The sequence below is a fragment of the Roseibium sp. MMSF_3412 genome (assembly GCF_030733265.1).
Taxonomy (GTDB): domain Bacteria; phylum Pseudomonadota; class Alphaproteobacteria; order Rhizobiales; family Stappiaceae; genus Roseibium.
In genome coordinates, this window is record NZ_JASHJI010000021.1 from 60,901 (window position 1) to 78,528 (window position 17,628).

Sequence of the window (17,628 nt, forward strand, 5' to 3'; positions counted from 1 at the left end):
ATGAAAACATGGCACACGCCGCGTCGTATCGCGGTCGCGGTTCTCATGATCGCCGGGCTGGCCCTCGTGTCAGCCCGCGCCGGAGAGGCGCGGCTGCCGACGCGGGACGGGGAAACGCCGGCCACCACCAACCGCGTCCCGCATATCCAGATCGGTGCGAAAGCGGTTCCCCGCCTTTCAGACCGCCTGCTGCAGCGCGTTGGGACCCTGCCCGGCGTCAAGATCCGCGACACGGTTATCTCGCTGCCGGGGGCAAAGGGTTTCTGGCTGAGCGAGAATGTCGACCTGGCACGGCCGCAGGCGATCGTCGGCGGACGGGAGTTCGCCCATATTCATCCCGATGGCAGCCTGCACGCGTCCCTCCCGCCTGACCGGGCCCGCGAAGCGGTGAAGGCAGGATGGGCGGCCATGCACCCCTGGGCGAACAGCCGCCCGGGCTGGGAAGGCTTTGTTCTGCTCTATACGCCGCGCACGGTGGAGGAAACCGACATCGTTTTTCAGCTTCTCGTTGATGGCTACAATTTTGTCACCGGCCGCGCTCACACAGCAGCCGACCTTTGAAGGCAGGCGAGGAGACTTTCCATCACGTGCATATCTATTGACGCGCAACGGTAAATCGCGCCTCGAGACCGGGTCCTTTCCCGCTGAGTTTCAAACCGCCGCCATGCCGATCGGCGACCCGTTCCACGATCGGTAACCCGAGACCGCTGCCGTCGCTGCGTTCTGAAACCTGTCCGAAGCGTTGCAGCGCGGTCTGTATCTGCGCGTCGGTCAAACCCTTACCGTTGTCCTTGACGACTATCGTGGCCTCTCCCGGCCCAGTCTCAAGCGAAACGGTGATTTCCGACAGGTTTGCGCCGCCATGTTTCATGGCATTGTCGACAAGATTGGATACCGCTTCGCGGATCATCGTCCGGTCCCCGGTGACAGAGATATCGCTGTCCGGCATCGACGCGGTGAGCGCCAGCCCGCCATTGCTTCTGCCGCGAAAATCCGCTGTCACGCCATCGATCAGTTCATTGACCGAAAACGTTTCCCGTGCCGAAGCCGGGCTGATCGATTTGGTGCGCTCGTAAGTCAGAAGCTTCTGAGCCAGGTGACTGGTTTCCTTCGCGGCGTCGACGAGATCACCGGCGCGTTCACGCATGGCCACTTCATTCGGGGCGGATCGGACGGATTCGGCGAGCGAAAGAACACCGGCGACCGGGTTGCGCAGCTGGTGCGCGGCATTGGAGATGAATTCGCTCTGCGTCGCCATGGCTTCAGACACCTGGCCAAGCAACCGGTTGAGCGTCCGGACAATGCCTTCCACCTCCACCGGGACCGGTCTTTGAATCGGTTTCAGAACTTCTCCGGAACGCAGGTCGATCGCCTGTTGCAGGTCGTTCAGGGGATGCAATCCGATCCGGATGCCGAACCAGACGATCAGCGAAAGAGACGTGATGATGGAGGAGATCGTCACCAGCGAGCGCAGCATCAGGTCCTGGACGAAGGTGGCGCGAATGGCGACGTCCTGCCAGACCGTCGTCGTGAAGACGCCGCTGAAATCGTCGACCTGCATGCGTGTCCGCATGCGGAAACCGCGCACGTCCCTGCCAAGATATTCCGCATTGAAATAGACCGGACTGAGTTCGTCGTCATCGGCAAGCGGGATGCCCACCGGCGGCGTTGCATAACCGGTGACGATGACACCGTCAGGTGCATAGACATGGTAAAACACCCGTCCTCCCGACGTATCGGAGAGGATCTTGCGCGTGCTGGGTGCCAGGGCATCGCCGCCGGACAGCGCAACATCGTTGGCCACCGCAAGCGCTGCCGACTGCAGGCTCCTGTCGAAGACTTCGCCGGCGGTGACCCGTGCATTGTTGAGCTGCCAAAGGCCGGTCGCACTGGCCACGAACAGCAGCGGGACGAGAATGATCAGCGTCAGGCGCAGGCGGAGAGAATAGGTTCGCTTCATGCGGACGCCTTGCCAAGGGAATAGCCGATGCCGCGATGAACCTGGATGTTGACGCCATAAGGGGCGAGGCGTTTGCGCAGCCTGGAGGCATAGACCTCGATGACTTTTTCATCCGTTTCGCTGCCCGCGCCATAAAGCTGATCCAGCAGGCTCGCCTTGGAAACCGTTCGCCCGTTGGCCTGCGCCAGCGCGGCAAGCAGTGCAAGCTCGCGCCTGGGCACCTCCAGCGCCTCGGCGCCATCCAGCAATTGCAGCGCACCTGCGTCCAGCTTCAGCGGACCGATCTCGATGAGCTGGCGCGGCGCGACACCCTTGCGCCTGCCAAGCGCGCGGATCCTGGCAGCAAGCTCTTCCATTTCAAAGGGCTTGACCAGGTAGTCGTCCGCGCCCGCATCCAGGCCCATCACCCGGTCTTCCGTTTCGGAGCGGGCGGTCAGAAGGATGACCGGCCTCGGGTCGTCGCGCTCCCTGAGACCGGCCAGAAGGTCCAGCCCGCTCCTGCCGGGCAAGTTGATGTCCAGAATGACGAGATCGCCGGCTTCCTGTTTCAGGAACACATCCGCCTCATCGCCATCATGCAGGATATCCACCGAATGGCCGGCATCGCGCAACTGATAGGCGATCCCCTTTGCCAGGCTGACATTGTCTTCTACGAGTGCGATCCGCATTTTTATTCTTTTTCGATGAAAGCTTGTTGCAAGCTTCGCAGGGAACACTGCGAGCATCAAGTCGCTTTTGCGAGCGCTGAGAGTGAGGCTGCGGGAACACACAGCCCGCGCCATTGGGAGGAAAAAATGGTTTTGAAAAAGCTTGCGCGCCAGCTGGCGCTGAGTGTGACTCTTGCTGCCGGTGCCTTCGTGCCGGCCCAGGCCCTCGCGGCCGATCTCGACCTTTCCGGCAAAACTGTCGAATGGGTCATTCCCTTCTCCGAAACCGGCGGGTCCGCCAAATGGGCGAACTTCTATGCGCCGCTCCTGAGCGAAGCGCTTCCGGGGCAGCCGACCGTCGTCGTTAAATTCATGCCGGGCGCCGGTTCCACCAAGGGTGCCAACTGGTTCCAGAACCAGAAATTCGCCGACAGCGAAGGCACGGTGATCTTCGGCTCGTCCGGGTCAACGCAGTTCCCGTACCTGCTCGGCGACCCGCGTGTGCGCTATGACTACAAGGACTGGAACGTTGTTCTGGCCTCCGGAACGGGCGGTGTCGCCTACCTGCCGCCGGACCTGGCCTCAAAAATGAGCGGCAACGATGCCAGCGCGCTCAAGGAGACCGATTTCATCTACGGCTCGCAGGGCGCGACCCGCCTTGACCTCGTACCGCTTCTGGCCTGGGAAATGCTCGGCCTCAATGTCGAGCCCGTCTTCGGCATCAAGGGCCGTGGCGACGGCCGCCTGATGTTCGAGCGCGGTGAAGCCAACATCGACTACCAGACATCTTCTTCCTACCTGAAAGGCGTGACGCCGCTGGTCGAGGCCGGGACTGCCGTGCCGATGATGAGCTGGGGCGCCCTGGACGCAGACGGCAACATTGTCCGCGACCCGACATTCCCCGACATGCCGACCTTCAAGGAGGTCTGCGAGGCGACCGAGGGCTGCGAAACGTCCGGCGAGAAATGGGACGCGTGGAAGGCCTTCTTCATCGCCGGTTTCCCGGCCCAGAAGATGGTGTTCCTGCCGAACGGCGCGTCCCAGGACGCGATCGACACCTATTCCAAGGCGTTTGACGCGGTCAAGGCACGTGGCGACTTCGCTGAGATCTCCGCAGGACGGCTCGGCAAGTATCCGCAGATGACGGGCGCCGAGGCTGACGGCGCGCTCAAGAGCGCAACCGAAGTGCCCGACAGCGCGAAGGAATTCGTGGTCGGCTGGCTGCAGGAACGCTACGGCGTTTCCCTCAAGTAACAGCGCTTCCGCCCGTCCGGTCCAACCGGACGGGCACTCTTTCCTGAAAACAAAATCCGGGGCGATCCAGTGGACATTCTTGGCACCGCTTTACCTGCGCTCGCCGATGCGTCGGCGATGATCTTCCAGCCCGCCGTCATCGGCTACCTGATCCTCGGCGTGGTGATGGGCCTTTGTATCGGGGTCTTCCCGGGCCTTGGCGGCATTGCCGGCCTGTCCCTGCTGCTGCCGTTCATGTTCGGCATGGATCCGGTGCTCGGCCTCGCCCTGATGATCGGCATGGTCGCCGTGGTTCCCACCTCGGACACATTCGCGTCCGTCCTGATGGGTATTCCTGGATCTTCCGCCTCGCAGGCGACCGTTCTCGACGGCTTTCCGCTGGCCAAGAAGGGCGAGGCGGCGCGGGCGCTCTCCGCCGCTTTTGCCTCATCGCTTTTCGGCGGCCTGGTCGGCGCGGCCTTCCTGACCGTTTTCATTCTTGTCGCGCGTCCGATCGTTCTGGAGTTCCGCACGCCGGAACTTCTCATGATCACGCTGTTCGGCCTGTCGATGGTCGGCATTCTGGCCGGACAGGTCGCCATCAAGGGCATCGTCGCGGCCGGCCTCGGCCTGATGGTCGGAACCATTGGCGAGGGCGACAGCGCGGGCGCCCTGCGCATGGCGACCTATGACATGCCGTATCTGACCGACGGTTTGAAACTGGTCATCGTCGGCCTCGGCATTTTCGCGATCCCCGAGATCGTTGCCCTGCTGCGCCAGGACCGGGCGATTTCGGAACGCTCCATGCTCGGTGGCGGCTGGCTGCACGGTGTGCGCGACTGGTTCGCCAACATCTGGCTCAGCGTCCGCTGTTCTCTGATTGGCGTCACCGTTGGTGTCATTCCCGGCCTCGGCGGTTCCGTTGTCGACTGGATCGCCTACGGTCACACCGTTCAGACGTCCAAGGACAAGTCGAAATTCGGCAGCGGCGATGTCCGCGGCGTGATCGGTCCGGAGAGTTCCAACAACGCCAAGGAAGGCGGCGGCCTGGTCCCGACCCTTCTGTTCGGCATTCCCGGTTCCGGTTCCATGGCCGTCTTCATCGGTGCGGTCGCCCTGCTCGGGTCCGGCCAGATCGAAGTCGGGCCATCGATGCTGAAGAACAATCTCGACGTTACTTACGCGATTGTCTGGCTGCTCGCGCTTGCCAACGTTGTCGGCACGATCATCTGCATTCTCGGATCCGGCGGAATCGCGCGTCTCACCACCATTCCGTTCGCGCTGCTGGCACCGTTCCTGTTCATGATCATTTCCTTCGCCGCATTCCAGTCGGGTCAGAACCTGATGGATCTGGTGGCGCTGTTCGCAATCGGCCTGCTCGGTATTCTGATGCGGCGGTTCGACTGGTCACGGCCTGCCTTCCTGATCGGGTTCGTGCTCTCCAATCCGGCGGAAACCTATACCAACCAGGCGGTCCAGATCGCGGCATCGCGTTTCCGCAAGGGCTTCGCGGAAGGCATGGAATACATCTTCTCGCCGATCGTGATTGTTCTGATCATCATCACGATTGTGTCTGTCGTCATCGGCCTGCGCCAGTCCAAGAATATCCGTGCAGAAGGCGACGTTCCGACGGGGAGCAAACGCGCACCGCTGATCTTCCTCCTGGCGATCCTGGCTTACCTCGCCTTTGCCTTCACCAACGCCTCGCTGATCCCCGACTACGCTTCCGCTGACCGGGTCTTCCCGCAATTCGTCGGCCTGGTTTCGATCATCGGCTGCGTGATCCTGCTCTTCCGGATGCGCACCAGCTCGGAGACAAGTCCGCTCTTCAGCGACAGCGAGGCCGGAAACTCGGAAGGAAATCAGCATGGTCTGTGGTCGACGCTGGCCTGGTTTGCCGGGCTCCTGATCCTGACGTCCCTGATCGGGTTCATCCTGGCGCTGGCCGGTTTCCTGGTGGCATTCATCCACTACCGCGCGAAACGCAGCCTTCCCTACGCGCTTGGTTACGGCGCCTGCGGCATTGCCTTCATGTGCGGCATGGCCTGGCTGCTCAATCGCGACTTTCCGCCGGGGCTGCTGCAGTCCTATGTCACCCTGCCGTGGCCGCTGACCTGAGGCAACGGCATGACGATTTCGCTGCTCTGTCTTGCCGGCGACGGCATCGGCCCGGAGATCATGGCTGCCACGAAACATGTTGTTGCGGCAGCCACCGGAGAGACAGGCGAACAGATTGACTTCACAGACCGGGACATCGGTTTTGCTTCGCTCGAGAGAGGCAAAAGCACGATCGAACGAGACGTCATCGATGCAGCTCTGGCGGCCGACGGTGTCATTCTCGGCCCGGTCTCGCACAACGACTATCCGCCGCGTGAAGACGGCGGCCTCAATCCGTCCGGTGTCCTGCGCAAGGAACTCGACCTTTACGCAAACATCCGGCCCGCGCAGAGTTTCGACGGCCTGCCGACACCAACCGGACGCGACGTCGACCTGGTGATCTTCCGGGAAAATCTGGAAGGCTTTTACGCCGACCGGAACCTTTACGCCGGAAGCGGCGAGTTCATGCCTGTTCCCGGCGTGGCGATGGCCATGCGGCTGATCACCGAGCGCGGCAGCGAACGGATCGGCCGAGCGGCTTTTGAATTCGCCAGCAGAAACGCCCGGAAGAAGGTCACTGCGGCTCACAAGGCCAATGTCATGCGGACAAGCGATGGCCTGTTCCTGAATGTGATCCGGCGAATTGCCGCGGACCATCCGGATATCCAGTACGAGGAAGTTCTGGTCGACGCGGCTGCCGCCCTTCTGGTGCGCGATCCGGACCGCTTCGACGTCATCGTGACGACCAACATGTTCGGCGACATCCTCTCGGATCTCGCGACCGAGCTTGCAGGCGGGCTCGGGCTCGCAGCCTCCTTGAACCTTGGCGCGCAGAACGCCGCCGCCCAGGCCCAGCACGGATCGGCACCAGACATTGCCGGACAGGACCGGGCCAACCCGACATCGCTGATCGGGTCGGCCGCCATGCTGCTTCGCCACCTTGGAGCACCCAAGGCCGCTTCGGCAATCGACAACGCCCTCAAAACCGCACTGGCCCAGCCGGAGACCCGAACGGCAGATCTCGGAGGCCCGCTCGGCACGCAAGCCTTTGCTTCCGTGCTGGTCAAACTCATAGAGGAAAGCGACGCATGACGCAGACAGCCATCCCCTTTCTCTTCATGCGCGGAGGGTCTTCGCGCGGGCCTTACATGAAGCGCAGCGATCTGCCGGAAGACCGTGATCGGCTGTCGGACGTTCTGATTTCCCTTGTCGGCGCGGGTCATCCGTTCAACATCGACGGCATCGGTGGCGGTACCGCCGTGACGACCAAGGTCGCCATGCTGTCGAAATCCGACGACGACTGGGCGGATGTGGACTATTTCTTCGCGCAGGTCAGCGTCGAGGAGAAGCTTGTCGACTACAAGCCGTCCTGCGGCAACATCCTTGTCGGCGTCGGGCCTGCCGCGATCGAAATGGGACTTGTCGAACCAGTCGGCGATGTCACCGAAGTCCGGATCAGGGCGGTGAACACGGGGACGCGCGTTGCCGCACTCGTCCAGACACCGGGCAAACGGGTGCGCTATGACGGCAAGGCGTCCATTGACGGCGTGCCTGGGACTGCTGCACCCATCCAGCTGCAGTTCATGGATGTCGAAGGCAGCGCCACGAGCGGCCTGTTCCCGACCGGACACCGGACGGAAGAAATCAACGGTGTCGAGGTATCCTGCATGGATGTCGCCATGGCGATGGTGATCGGACGCGCAGAGGATTTCGGCATCACCGGGTATGAGAGTGCCGCCGAACTTGATGCGAACAAGGCCCTGTTTGAAAAAATGGAAGCCGTGCGTCTCATTGCCGGCGAACGGATGGGCTTGGGCGACGTTACCAAGTCAGTGATCCCGAAACTCGGCCTGCTTGCACCGCCGCGCAACGGCGGCGCCGCGACCGTCCGGTATTTCATGCCCTGGAAGTGCCACCCGACCCTCGCGGTTACCGGGTCCCAGTGCCTGGCATCCTGTCTTCTGGCACCCGGTACCGTGGCCGGGGGCCTTCTGCCATCGCCGCCGTCTTCGCCTGCCAGAATGCAGCTGGAACATCCGATGGGAAACATGGAAGTCGTGATAGACTTCGCGGAAGAAGACAGTACGTTCCAGGTCATATCGGCCGGGTTGATGCGAACAGCCAGGAAACTGGCGGCAGGCGATGTTTTCATCCCGGGGCATGTCTGGTCCGGGTCCTGAACGATCGCGCCGGACAAGACGTGGAACCACAGCACGGTGGGAGGTCAGCATGCACTTTGAAGACAGTCTCGATGAAGCACGCGCTGCGCTTGAATGCGCAAGGCAACTGATCGCGGACGAGATCAGGGACTATCCGACACCGGTTTCGGGCTGCGATGCGCAGTATAACCACCTCCTGTCCAAGCGTGCGCAAATCACCAAGGCGCTCAATGCCTTGCAGACGGACGTGTTCGTGCCGACACCCCGGACACTTGTTGAAGGAAGCGGTGTTGAGAGCCGATGAAAGTACATATTCTGGACGACTGGTTCGATACGCTGCGCACGCTGCCGTGTTACGCCAAACTTGAAAATCACGATGTGACGGTCTGGACCGACCATGTCGAGGACCCGGCCGTTCTGGCGTCCCGTCTCGAAGCGGCGGACGCGGTGGTTCTGTTTCGGGAGCGCACCAAAATCACGGCAGATCTCCTTGACAGGCTCCCGGGCCTGAAACTGATTTCCCAGAGAAGCGTCTACCCGCATATCGATGTCGATGCCTGTACCCGGAACGGCGTGCTTTTGTGTTCCAACATGCATGCGGGCACACCCAGTTATGCCGCTGCAGAACTCACGCTGACGCTGATCCTTGCAAGCTTCCGGCAGATCCCCGAACAGGTGGCCTCGATCCGGCGCGGCAACTGGCAAATGGGTGTTGGCCGGAGCCTGCGCGGCAGAACGCTCGGACTTTACGGCTATGGCCGCATCGCCAAGGCAGTCGCCGGTTATGCCGATGCCATCGGCATGAAGGTGCAATGGTGGTCCTCGGAAGCCGGTCGCGCACGGGCTGAGGCCGACGGCGTCCGGGTGGCCGACAGCCGGGACGCTTTTTTCAGAACGTCTGATATCGTCAGCCTGCATGTGCGCCTGAAGCCGGACACCAGAGGCATCATCACGGCGGAGGACCTTACCGCCATGCAAGCGAGATCCCTTCTGGTCAACACGTCCCGGTCCGGCCTGATCGTGCCCGGCGCGCTTGAAGCCGAAATCGCACGAAACAGGATCTTTGCTGCAGTCGACGTATTCGACACGGAACCGCTGACCGATACCGCCAACCCGCTGCTCACGCATCCGAATGTGCTGCCGACGCCGCATATCGGCTATGTGACCGAAGATGAATTCGACCTTCAGTTTTCCGATATCTTCGACCAGGTGAATGCCTATTCCGCCGACGCGCCGATCAACATGATCAATCCGGAAGTCTGGACCGGGGACAACAGCTGAGATGCGTCAGGCGGCGTCTTGCTGCAGAATGCGCCGCAGCCCGTCGATCTTGCGTGAGCGGACGTTCCTGGGCCAGATCAGCAGGGTCCGGATCCGGTTCTGTCCGTCCGGCAACGCGTTGACCCGCAGGCGGCTGCTTTCGGGAAAGGTTGCGATCACGCTTCTGGGCACGAGCGCGGCTCCCATGCCAGTGAGCACACAGCCAAGCATCGCGTGATAGGAACCGAGCTCGATCGTGCGTTCGGGCATCTCGTTTTGCAGCGCGTACCATTCTTCCAGTCTGCGCCGGTGCGGGCAGCCGTGTTCGAACACGATCATGGTTCCGGGCACCTTTCCTGCATCGCCGATTGGCGGATGGTCCTGCGATGTGACAATGACCGGCTCTTCCTCGAAGGCAACCATTGAGTTAAACTTGGCTTCAGCGACCGGTTCCGCCACGAGGGCGGCATCGATTTCTCCTGCCAGTAGGGCGCTGGCGAGTTGTGTCGGATTTCCGGTCCTGAGTTCCAGCACGACATCCGGGAACCGTTGTGAATAGTCGGAGAGCGGGCCGGGCAGACGCACGGCGGCCGTGCTTTCCATGGATCCGAGGCGGAAAATACCGCGCGGCTGGCCACCTTGAACGGCGGCCTCAGCCTCGCTGGCAAGCGACAGCAAACGGTCCGCATAGTCCAGCAGGGTCCGCCCTGCAGGGGTCAGCACGAGACGTTTTCCGCGCCGGTCGAACAATTTGGTGTTCAGCTTGTCTTCCAGCTGCCGAACCCTGGTCGTGACGTTGGATTGCACGCGGTGAAGTTTTTCGGCGGCTCTGGTGATGCCGCCTTCGCGCACGACTGCGACGAATATCTTGAGATCACCCAGATCCATAAATCTCTCTCTGAGAATATTTTCTTCTCAATTATTCATTTTTTCTCATGCAAGGGAAGCGTTATGAGCTGACCCTTCGTCAACATGCAATGCCATCCAGGCACCGAATGAAGGAGAAACACATGTCAAAAGGATATTGGGTCGTGCGGGTCTCGGTCAAAAACGCGGAGAATTATCCCGACTACCTTGCCGCGGCCAAACAGGCATTTGAGAAATACGGCGCACGCTTTCTCGTCAGGGGCGGTCAATACAGAGACCCGGAAGGCAGGTCCCGTGATCGGAACGTCGTCGTGGAGTTCAGGGATTTCCAAACCGCGGTCGCGTGCTACGACTCGCCTGAGTATCAGGCGGCGCGCGCGATCAGAATGGCGAATGCGGACGCCGATTTCCTGATCATCGAGGGGACCTGATGTTCTCACCCGCGCGGTTGCCGGCCGCTGATTTCGGTACAGACAGAAAAAAGCCCGCCAGGTTTTTTGGCGGGCTTTTGTTTCCGGCCACAAGGGATCGAACGGGCCGGAATCTGAGTATTTTGATGAGACCGTCAGCCCATCATGCAGGGCATCGGCGCCAAATCTTGCGCTAGCCGCGTCAGATCCCGCCGTTCGCGGCAAACCGGCATAATGCATGTGAATCCCCGCTCTTTCAAACGGACACCAGCGGGTTGCGGACCAATTGAGTCAAGTCAAAAATCTCAATAACTTCATATTTTTAGATGGTCACCGGGTCTCAAGATCACCGGTCTCCAAACCCTGGACTCACGTTGCGGGAGAAACGGCCTCCCGTCTTGCCGGACAGTCAAGTACATAATCTTAGATTATATATGTATAGGTTATATAATAGCCGCGATTATTGAATGTGGCGTAATATTTTGCATGCTTAATTTCTGATCGCGCATCCGCTCGACACCGCCGATAGCGCCCTCCCGCGCCGTCATTGTTCTGATTCCCGCATGCCGCTTTTCACTCCCGATAGCAGCAGCATGATCGCAAGGAGAATTACATGAATTTCAAAGGCTTTCGAACGGCTCTTGCCATCACCGCCTGCCTGGTCCTGACCCCGGCTGCAGCGGAAGAGGTCTACAACGTGGCGCTGGACGGTACGTTTGCCCCGCACGCAATGCCAAAGCTTGACGGCGGCGTTGAAGGCTTCAACGTCGATCTCGCCGAAGCGCTCGGCAAGGAACTCGGAGCGAAAATGAACGTCACCGCTGCGCAGTGGTCGGGCCTCCTGCCCGGCATGCAGGCCGGCACCTACGATTTCCTCGTTGCGCCGACAACCGTTACCGAGGAACGCACGAAAAGCATTCTGTTCAGCGAAGGCTACCTGAACACGGACTTTCAGTTCGTCGTCAAAGCCGACGCTGAGGACGTCGACAGCCTGGATGGCTTCAAAGGCAAGACGATCGCCGTCAACAAGGGGTCGGCCTATGACAAGTGGGCGCGTGACCTGACCGATGAAGTCGGCTGGGTGGTCGAATCCTACGGAACCAACAGCGATGCCGTTCAGGCAGTAATATCAGGCCGCGCATTCGCGAATGTCGCCGGCAACACGGTGAGTGCCTGGGCCGTGAAGAAAACCCCCGCGCTGAAGCTCTCCTACCTTCATTCCACCGGCAAGGTCTTTGCCATCCCGTTCCCCAAGGACAAACCGGAGCTGAGAGCGAAGGTCGAAGGCGCGCTGGAATGCCTCAAGTCGAAGGGCGTGCTGGCCGAATTGTCCGAAAAGTGGTTCGGCGTCACTCCGGCCGAAGGATCGGCCGCTGTAACGATCTATCCCGGGTACGGTGTCCCCGACCTGGAGGGGTATGTTTCCGAAACGCATGAGCTGAGCTGCTCCTGATCTTTTCAAAAAGCAAGCCGGGCGGGCCGTCAAAGCCTGCCCGGCCCTGGTCTTCTCTCAGGAATTTTCCGCGTGTCGCAACGACTGCCCATTCTCACGATTGACAATCTTCACCTGCGCTATGGCGACGTCGACGCTCTCCGAGGGATCACCTTGGAGGCGGGCACCGGGGAAATGACGTTCCTGATCGGGCCGTCAGGGTCGGGCAAGAGCAGCCTTTTGCGATGCTGCAACCGCCTGGAAACACCGACTTCGGGCAAAATCTACGTGGACGGGGAAGACATCACCCAGCGATACATCAACCTGAACCGCGTCCGGCGCGGGATCGGGATGGTGTTCCAGTCGTTCAATCTCTACCCGCATATGAGCGCGAAGGGCAATGTCATGCTGGCGCTACGCAAGGTCCTTGGCAAAAGCCGCGCGGAAGCGGAAGCCATTGCCCTGAAGCAGCTTGAGCGCGTGGGCCTGTCCGACCGGGCGGGGCACTATCCGAACCAGCTTTCCGGCGGCCAGCAGCAAAGGGTTGCCATTGCCCGCTCGCTCGCGCTTGAACCGAAGATCATGCTGTTCGACGAACCGACAAGCGCCCTTGATCCGGAGCTGGTCGGCGAGGTTCTGAAGGTGATGCGGCAGCTGAAAGACGACGGCATGACCATGGTTGTCGTCAGCCACGAAATGCGTTTCGCAAAAGCCGCCTCCGATCACGTGGTCTTCATGGCCGAGGGACAGATCGTGGAAGCCGGACCTCCCGCGCAGATATTCGACGAACCGGTTGCAGAGCGCACACGGACTTTCCTGCAAGAAGCCTATCACTAGGGGAAGGCCGCAGGAGCAACGATGCGACCTTCAAATTCACCGCACCAGAGCCCTTTTGAATGACCCGTTTCGACCGCTTCATTGATACCTTCTTCAAACCGGAGGTCATGCAGCAATACTGGCCCGATATCGTGAGCGGCCTCTTTGTCACCTGCCAGATTGCGATCCTGGTCATTGTCAGCGGCATTTCCCTCGGCCTGGCACTCGCAATCCTGCGCAGCTACGGCTTCAAGGTCATCAATCTGCCGATCGTCATCTTCGTGGATCTGCTGCGGGCATTGCCGCCTCTCGTTCTCATTCTCATTCTCTATTTCGGCCTGCCCAATCTCGGGATCAACCTTTCCGGGTTTCTGGTCCTGTGGATGGTGCTGACGCTGGTCCTGGCCGCCTTTGCCGAGGAAATATTCTGGGCAGGCATTCTCTCCGTGCCGGAGGGGCAGTGGCAGGCGGCCAGGTCGACGGGGCTGGGCCGCTTCCAGACGCTGATCTACGTCGTGATCCCGCAGGCTGTCCGGATGACGGTGGCACCGCTGACCAACCGGACGATCGCGATCACCAAGAACACCGCACTCGGCATGGTGATCGGAGTTCCCGAACTTCTCAACCAGGCCACCACGGCCCAGTCCTTTGCAGCCAATGCGACGCCCCTGATGATGGCGACCATCGCCTACCTCATTCTCTTCATTCCGGTGGTCTATGCAGGCCGGCGGCTGGAAAAAGCGTATGCCTGGAGGCGGCACTAATGGAGCAGATCCTTTTTCAGTTCTTCAATCTCGACATCATGATCCAGGCCTGGCCGATCATGCTGCGCGGTTTTGGCATGACCCTGCTGCTTTGCATTGTGGTGATACCGAGCGGGCTTCTGGGCGGCCTTGTCGTTGCCCTGGCGAGCACATCCGAAAAGCGCTGGATCAGATGGCCTGTCGCCGTCCTGGTGGACATCTTCAGAGCCATCCCGCCGCTGGCGCTGCTGATCATGATTTCGGCCGGGCTGCCCTTTGCCGGCATCCGCCTCAGCCCGTTCACGGCCGTGTGCCTGTCCTTCCTTTTGAACAACTCCGCCTATTACGGCGAGATCTACCGGGCCGGCATCGAATCCATCGGCACAGGCCAGGACGAGGCCGCCAGATCGACAGGTCTCACCGGCTTTCAGTCGATGGTCTACGTGATCCTGCCGCAGGCGGTCAGAAACGTCCTGCCCGACCTTGTCAGCAATACGATCGAGGTCGTGAAACTGACATCGCTTGCGAGCGTCGTCGCCTTTGCCGAACTGCTCTATTCTGCCGACATGGCCCGTTCCGTTACCTACAACGCTTCGCCAATCGTCATGGCAGCGTGTTTCTACCTCGTGCTCCTCTGGCCGGCCGTTCGTCTGGCCAGCCGCCTGGAGCGCAAGCTGTCGACATGATCAGGAGATCAATTCATGCGTGAGATCGTAACTGCCGCTCTGCAGATGGGTCCGATCCAGAAAGCCGAGACACGCAAGGACGTAGTCGAGCGGATGATTGCCCTTCTGGACAGGGCAAAGGATGCAGGGGCGACACTGGCCGTCTTCCCCGAACTTGCCCTGACAACATTTTTTCCGCGCTGGTACATGGAAGACCAGGCGGAGGTCGACAGCTGGTTCGAGACGGAAATGCCCTCGGCGGAGACGCGCCCGCTGTTTGACCGCGCCAGGGCCTACGGCATCGGCATGTATCTGGGATATGCGGAAAAAACACCAGACGGGCACCATTTCAACACGTCCGTACTGGTATCGCCTCAAGGGGATATCGTTGGAAAATACCGGAAAGTCCATCTTCCCGGCCATTCGGAATTCGATACCGACCGCGCCTTTCAGCATCTGGAAAAGCGCTATTTCGAACCGGGCGACCTCGGATTTCCCGTCTGGCGGAGCCAGGACGGTATCCTTGGAATGTGCATCTGCAACGACCGCCGCTGGCCGGAAACCTACCGGGTCATGGGTCTCCAGGGCGTCGAAATGGTGATGCTCGGATTCAATACACCTGCGGTCAATTCGCAGATGTCGGCAGAAGGTCCGGAAGACCGACTGTTCCATCACCGCCTGAGCGTTCAGGCAGGCGCCTACCAGAACGCCACCTGGGTGATTGCAGTTGCCAAGGCCGGTGTCGAAGACGGGCATCCCCTGATCGGCGGCAGTCTGATCGTCGACCCCAACGGCAAAATCGTTGCGGAAAGCACAACCGAGGACGACGAGATGCTTGTGCACGCCTGCGATCTCGACCTTTGCAACTTCGGCAAGGAGACGATCTTCGATTTCGCCCGGCACCGGCGCATCGAGCACTACGGCTTGATCACGCAAAGGACCGGTGCCGAACTGCCGCCGGTATAATCTGATGTTTCTCGATTTTTCGGCCCTGCTGCCGCAGCAGCGCTACAAACTCTTGACGGCCACGGTTGTGCCGCGCCCGATCGCGCTCGTCAGTACGATTTCAACCGAGGGCATCGTCAACGCTGCCCCGTTCAGCTTCTTCAATGTCTTTTCGGAAGACCCTGCGCTCGCTGTCCTGGGCCTGGAGTCGCGCCGCGACACCGGCGCCATCAAGGACACGACCCGGAACATCATCGAGAGCGGCGAATTGGTGATCAACCTTGTCGACCGGCAAATGGTATCCGAAATGGCGGCCTGCGCTGCGGATCTCGGCCCCGACCAGAGCGAACTCGATTTCGCGGGGCTGTCATCAGCGCGCTCCCGGATGATCGCGCCGCCGGGTATCGAAGAAGCACCCATCAGGTTTGAATGCCGCCTGTTCGAGATGCGCCAGATCACGCCGGTCCGGCATCTGTGCATTGCCGAGATACTCGCGCTGCATGCCCGGTCCGGCCTGATCGACACGGCGGACATGCGTGTCGATACGTCCGCCTACGTGCCGGTCGGACGGTTGCACGGCACTGAATATTGCGAAACGCAAGACCGTTTTCATATCACCGTTCCGCAAACCGGCAGCACGCCGCCTGCGGACCGTAAAGATCGGAGGAGACAAACATGAAGCTGACCGTGGACGCCAGTGGCGTCTTCATCATTTCGGCCACCCCCTTCACGGACACCGGGGCCATCGACTATGACAGTGCCGACCGGCTCGTTGAGTTTTATCTCGACAAGGGCGTGACCGGCATGACCATCCTCGGCATGATGGGAGAAGCGCCAAAGCTTTCAGGGGAAGACTCGACCGCCTTTCTGTCCCATATGCTTGAGCGGGTTGCCGGACGCGTGCCCGTCATTGTCGGGGTCTCCAGTCCCGGCATAGACAATCTGGCGCAACTGTCGCATGCGGCGATGGACCGGGGCGCTGCAGGGGTGATGGTCGCGCCGATGCGGGGCCTGGCAACCGAAGACAAGCACTACGGCTATTTCTCGCAGGTTTTTGACGCGCTCGGTCCGGATGTTCCGGTCTGCTACCAGGACTTTCCGCTGAGCACGGGCGTCTCCATATCGGCGGCCCTGTTCAACCGGCTTGTCCAGGACTTCGAACAGCTGGTCATGCTGAAACACGAAGACTGGCCTGGCCTGAACAAGCTGACCGCCGTCCGGGCTGCCGCCTCTGAAACCGGGGCCCGCCGGGTTTCGATCCTGTGCGGCAACGGTGGACTGTTTCTCCCCGAAGAAATGCTGCGCGGTGCGGATGGAGCCATGACAGGCTTCGCGTTTCCTGAGATGCTGGTCGGGGTGGTCAATCTCTGCAAGGCTGGCAAGGTGGATGAGGCAAGTGATCTCTTCGATGCCTATTTGCCGCTGATACGCCTTGAACAGCAGCCCGGTGCTGGACTGGCAATCCGCAAGGAAATCCTGAAGCGCCGCGGCGCCATTTCCTCGGCCGCAACGCGGCGGCCCGGCCCCAAACTGACGGCGGAAGACCTGCAGGATCTGGACAGACTTCTCGCCCGGCTCGACACTCGCTTGAAGGACATGCCTCATGGATCTTGAACTGAACAACAAGGGCGCGCTCGTGCTGGCATCCAGCCAGGGACTTGGCCTTGGCATCGCAACGACGCTGGCCCGGGAAGGCGCGCATGTCTGCCTGTCCGGACGCTCTGAAGACAAGCTGAAAGAGGTCGCGGCGCAACTCTTCCAGGATGGATGCAAGGCCGACTATGTTGTTTGCGATCTGTCTACTGAGACGGCGGCAGACGCTCTTTATCAAGCCGCGTGCGCCAAACTCGGGCGCGTGGACATTCTGGTGAACAATACCGGCGGGCCGCCTCCTGGCCCCACCACCGCGCATTCAGCCGATTTGTGGCGCGCGCAATTCGACACGATGGTCACGCGCCTGATCGAAGTGACCAACCTGTGCCTGCCCGGCATGGCCGCAAACAGGTGGGGACGTGTCCTGACGGTCGCGTCGTCCGGCGTGGTCCAGCCGATTCCGAACCTTGCCATGTCGAACACGCTTCGCTCCGCTCTTATCGGCTGGTCGAAGTCGCTTGCCAGCGAGGCCGCCAAGGACGGTATCACCTCCAACGTCCTCGTCCCGGGTCGAATTCACACCGCCCGGGTTGACGAGCTGGACAGCAAGGCTGCCGAGCGCCAGGGCAAATCCCTGGACGAAATCCGGACCGCATCGAGAGCGACAATTCCAGCCGGCCGCTACGGTGCCGTGGAGGAATTCGCCGACGTGGCCGCCTTCCTGTGTTCGGCCCGGGCAAGCTACGTGACCGGCAGCGTCGTGCGCTGCGATGGCGGTCTTATCAAATCCGTCTGACGAGG

Annotated in this window: 19 protein-coding genes; 16 read left to right on the forward strand and 3 right to left on the reverse strand. The window is 60.9% G+C overall.

The features are described from left to right. On the forward strand, positions 1 to 561 hold the full coding sequence (locus tag RBB49_RS25585; protein WP_306145774.1) for a luciferase family protein: 561 nt from the start codon (positions 1 to 3) through the stop codon (positions 559 to 561). Between the two features lie 34 nt (positions 562 to 595). On the opposite strand, the gene RBB49_RS25590 is transcribed toward RBB49_RS25585, so the two are convergent. Further along, complete coding sequence (locus RBB49_RS25590; RefSeq protein WP_306145776.1) at positions 596 to 1,960, reverse strand: sensor histidine kinase; 1,365 nt, start codon at positions 1,958 to 1,960, stop codon at positions 596 to 598. Then, positions 1,957 to 2,628 (reverse strand): response regulator transcription factor, encoded by a 672-nt coding sequence (locus RBB49_RS25595; protein ID WP_306145777.1) that lies wholly within the window; start codon positions 2,626 to 2,628, stop codon positions 1,957 to 1,959. The genes RBB49_RS25590 and RBB49_RS25595 overlap by 4 nt, the downstream gene beginning before the upstream one ends. 126 nt (positions 2,629 to 2,754) lie before the next feature. On the opposite strand from RBB49_RS25595, the gene RBB49_RS25600 reads away from it, so the two are divergent. From RBB49_RS25600 to RBB49_RS25625, 6 genes are all read left to right on the forward strand, one after another. Further along, on the forward strand, positions 2,755 to 3,861 hold the full coding sequence (locus RBB49_RS25600) for a tricarboxylate transporter (RefSeq protein ID WP_306145778.1): 1,107 nt from the start codon (positions 2,755 to 2,757) through the stop codon (positions 3,859 to 3,861). 69 nt (positions 3,862 to 3,930) lie between these two features. Next, positions 3,931 to 5,958, forward strand: coding sequence for a tripartite tricarboxylate transporter permease (locus RBB49_RS25605; RefSeq protein ID WP_306145779.1), 2,028 nt, complete (start codon positions 3,931 to 3,933; stop codon positions 5,956 to 5,958). Positions 5,959 to 5,967: 9 nt separating this feature from the next. Continuing rightward, on the forward strand, positions 5,968 to 7,029 hold the full coding sequence (locus RBB49_RS25610; RefSeq protein ID WP_306145780.1) for an isocitrate/isopropylmalate dehydrogenase family protein: 1,062 nt from the start codon (positions 5,968 to 5,970) through the stop codon (positions 7,027 to 7,029). After that, entirely contained in the window at positions 7,026 to 8,117 is a 1,092-nt protein-coding gene (locus RBB49_RS25615) for a 4-oxalomesaconate tautomerase (RefSeq protein ID WP_306145781.1), read from the forward strand. The genes RBB49_RS25610 and RBB49_RS25615 overlap by 4 nt, the downstream gene beginning before the upstream one ends. Before the next feature lie 49 nt (positions 8,118 to 8,166). Next, complete coding sequence (locus RBB49_RS25620) at positions 8,167 to 8,400, forward strand: hypothetical protein (RefSeq protein WP_306145783.1); 234 nt, start codon at positions 8,167 to 8,169, stop codon at positions 8,398 to 8,400. Further along, entirely contained in the window at positions 8,397 to 9,377 is a 981-nt protein-coding gene (locus RBB49_RS25625) for a D-2-hydroxyacid dehydrogenase family protein (protein WP_306145784.1), read from the forward strand. Before RBB49_RS25620 ends, RBB49_RS25625 begins: the two co-directional genes overlap by 4 nt. Before the next feature lie 6 nt (positions 9,378 to 9,383). On the opposite strand, the gene RBB49_RS25630 is transcribed toward RBB49_RS25625, so the two are convergent. Further along, a complete protein-coding gene (locus RBB49_RS25630; RefSeq protein ID WP_306145785.1) occupies positions 9,384 to 10,244 on the reverse strand; it encodes a LysR substrate-binding domain-containing protein in 861 nt (286 codons plus the stop codon). Between the two features lie 122 nt (positions 10,245 to 10,366). On the opposite strand from RBB49_RS25630, the gene RBB49_RS25635 reads away from it, so the two are divergent. From RBB49_RS25635 to RBB49_RS25675, 9 genes are all read left to right on the forward strand, one after another. Further along, a complete protein-coding gene (locus tag RBB49_RS25635; protein ID WP_306145786.1) occupies positions 10,367 to 10,654 on the forward strand; it encodes a DUF1330 domain-containing protein in 288 nt (95 codons plus the stop codon). 592 nt (positions 10,655 to 11,246) lie between these two features. Then, the gene (locus tag RBB49_RS25640) at positions 11,247 to 12,086 is read left to right on the forward strand and encodes a transporter substrate-binding domain-containing protein (protein WP_306145787.1); all 840 of its coding nucleotides are present in this window, start codon (positions 11,247 to 11,249) and stop codon (positions 12,084 to 12,086) included. Between the two features lie 72 nt (positions 12,087 to 12,158). Then, entirely contained in the window at positions 12,159 to 12,902 is a 744-nt protein-coding gene (locus tag RBB49_RS25645) for an amino acid ABC transporter ATP-binding protein (RefSeq protein WP_306145788.1), read from the forward strand. Between the two features lie 59 nt (positions 12,903 to 12,961). Beyond that, positions 12,962 to 13,645 carry an amino acid ABC transporter permease gene (locus tag RBB49_RS25650; RefSeq protein ID WP_306145789.1) on the forward strand — a complete coding sequence of 228 codons (684 nt, stop codon included), beginning with the start codon at positions 12,962 to 12,964 and terminating at the stop codon, positions 13,643 to 13,645. Further along, positions 13,645 to 14,310 (forward strand): amino acid ABC transporter permease, encoded by a 666-nt coding sequence (locus RBB49_RS25655; RefSeq protein WP_306145791.1) that lies wholly within the window; start codon positions 13,645 to 13,647, stop codon positions 14,308 to 14,310. The genes RBB49_RS25650 and RBB49_RS25655 overlap by 1 nt, the downstream gene beginning before the upstream one ends. 15 nt (positions 14,311 to 14,325) lie before the next feature. After that, positions 14,326 to 15,255 carry an N-carbamoyl-D-amino-acid hydrolase gene (locus tag RBB49_RS25660; protein WP_306145792.1) on the forward strand — a complete coding sequence of 310 codons (930 nt, stop codon included), beginning with the start codon at positions 14,326 to 14,328 and terminating at the stop codon, positions 15,253 to 15,255. A 4-nt stretch (positions 15,256 to 15,259) separates the two neighbouring features. Next, on the forward strand, positions 15,260 to 15,913 hold the full coding sequence (locus RBB49_RS25665) for a flavin reductase family protein (protein WP_306145793.1): 654 nt from the start codon (positions 15,260 to 15,262) through the stop codon (positions 15,911 to 15,913). Continuing rightward, a complete protein-coding gene (locus RBB49_RS25670) occupies positions 15,910 to 16,848 on the forward strand; it encodes a dihydrodipicolinate synthase family protein (RefSeq protein ID WP_306145794.1) in 939 nt (312 codons plus the stop codon). Before RBB49_RS25665 ends, RBB49_RS25670 begins: the two co-directional genes overlap by 4 nt. Further along, positions 16,838 to 17,623, forward strand: coding sequence for an SDR family oxidoreductase (locus RBB49_RS25675; RefSeq protein WP_306145795.1), 786 nt, complete (start codon positions 16,838 to 16,840; stop codon positions 17,621 to 17,623). Before RBB49_RS25670 ends, RBB49_RS25675 begins: the two co-directional genes overlap by 11 nt. Positions 17,624 to 17,628 lie beyond the last annotated feature (5 nt).

Coding starts and splice junctions, on each gene's coding strand:
- RBB49_RS25585 (WP_306145774.1), top strand. CDS start 1: ATGAAAACATGGCACACGCCGCGTCGTATCGCGGTCGCGGTTCTCATG.
- RBB49_RS25590 (WP_306145776.1), bottom strand. CDS start 1,960: ATGAAGCGAACCTATTCTCTCCGCCTGCGCCTGACGCTGATCATTCTC.
- RBB49_RS25595 (WP_306145777.1), bottom strand. CDS start 2,628: ATGCGGATCGCACTCGTAGAAGACAATGTCAGCCTGGCAAAGGGGATC.
- RBB49_RS25600 (WP_306145778.1), top strand. CDS start 2,755: ATGGTTTTGAAAAAGCTTGCGCGCCAGCTGGCGCTGAGTGTGACTCTT.
- RBB49_RS25610 (WP_306145780.1), top strand. CDS start 5,968: ATGACGATTTCGCTGCTCTGTCTTGCCGGCGACGGCATCGGCCCGGAG.
- RBB49_RS25615 (WP_306145781.1), top strand. CDS start 7,026: ATGACGCAGACAGCCATCCCCTTTCTCTTCATGCGCGGAGGGTCTTCG.
- RBB49_RS25620 (WP_306145783.1), top strand. CDS start 8,167: ATGCACTTTGAAGACAGTCTCGATGAAGCACGCGCTGCGCTTGAATGC.
- RBB49_RS25625 (WP_306145784.1), top strand. CDS start 8,397: ATGAAAGTACATATTCTGGACGACTGGTTCGATACGCTGCGCACGCTG.
- RBB49_RS25630 (WP_306145785.1), bottom strand. CDS start 10,244: ATGGATCTGGGTGATCTCAAGATATTCGTCGCAGTCGTGCGCGAAGGC.
- RBB49_RS25635 (WP_306145786.1), top strand. CDS start 10,367: ATGTCAAAAGGATATTGGGTCGTGCGGGTCTCGGTCAAAAACGCGGAG.
- RBB49_RS25640 (WP_306145787.1), top strand. CDS start 11,247: ATGAATTTCAAAGGCTTTCGAACGGCTCTTGCCATCACCGCCTGCCTG.
- RBB49_RS25650 (WP_306145789.1), top strand. CDS start 12,962: ATGACCCGTTTCGACCGCTTCATTGATACCTTCTTCAAACCGGAGGTC.
- RBB49_RS25655 (WP_306145791.1), top strand. CDS start 13,645: ATGGAGCAGATCCTTTTTCAGTTCTTCAATCTCGACATCATGATCCAG.
- RBB49_RS25660 (WP_306145792.1), top strand. CDS start 14,326: ATGCGTGAGATCGTAACTGCCGCTCTGCAGATGGGTCCGATCCAGAAA.
- RBB49_RS25665 (WP_306145793.1), top strand. CDS start 15,260: ATGTTTCTCGATTTTTCGGCCCTGCTGCCGCAGCAGCGCTACAAACTC.
- RBB49_RS25670 (WP_306145794.1), top strand. CDS start 15,910: ATGAAGCTGACCGTGGACGCCAGTGGCGTCTTCATCATTTCGGCCACC.
- RBB49_RS25675 (WP_306145795.1), top strand. CDS start 16,838: ATGGATCTTGAACTGAACAACAAGGGCGCGCTCGTGCTGGCATCCAGC.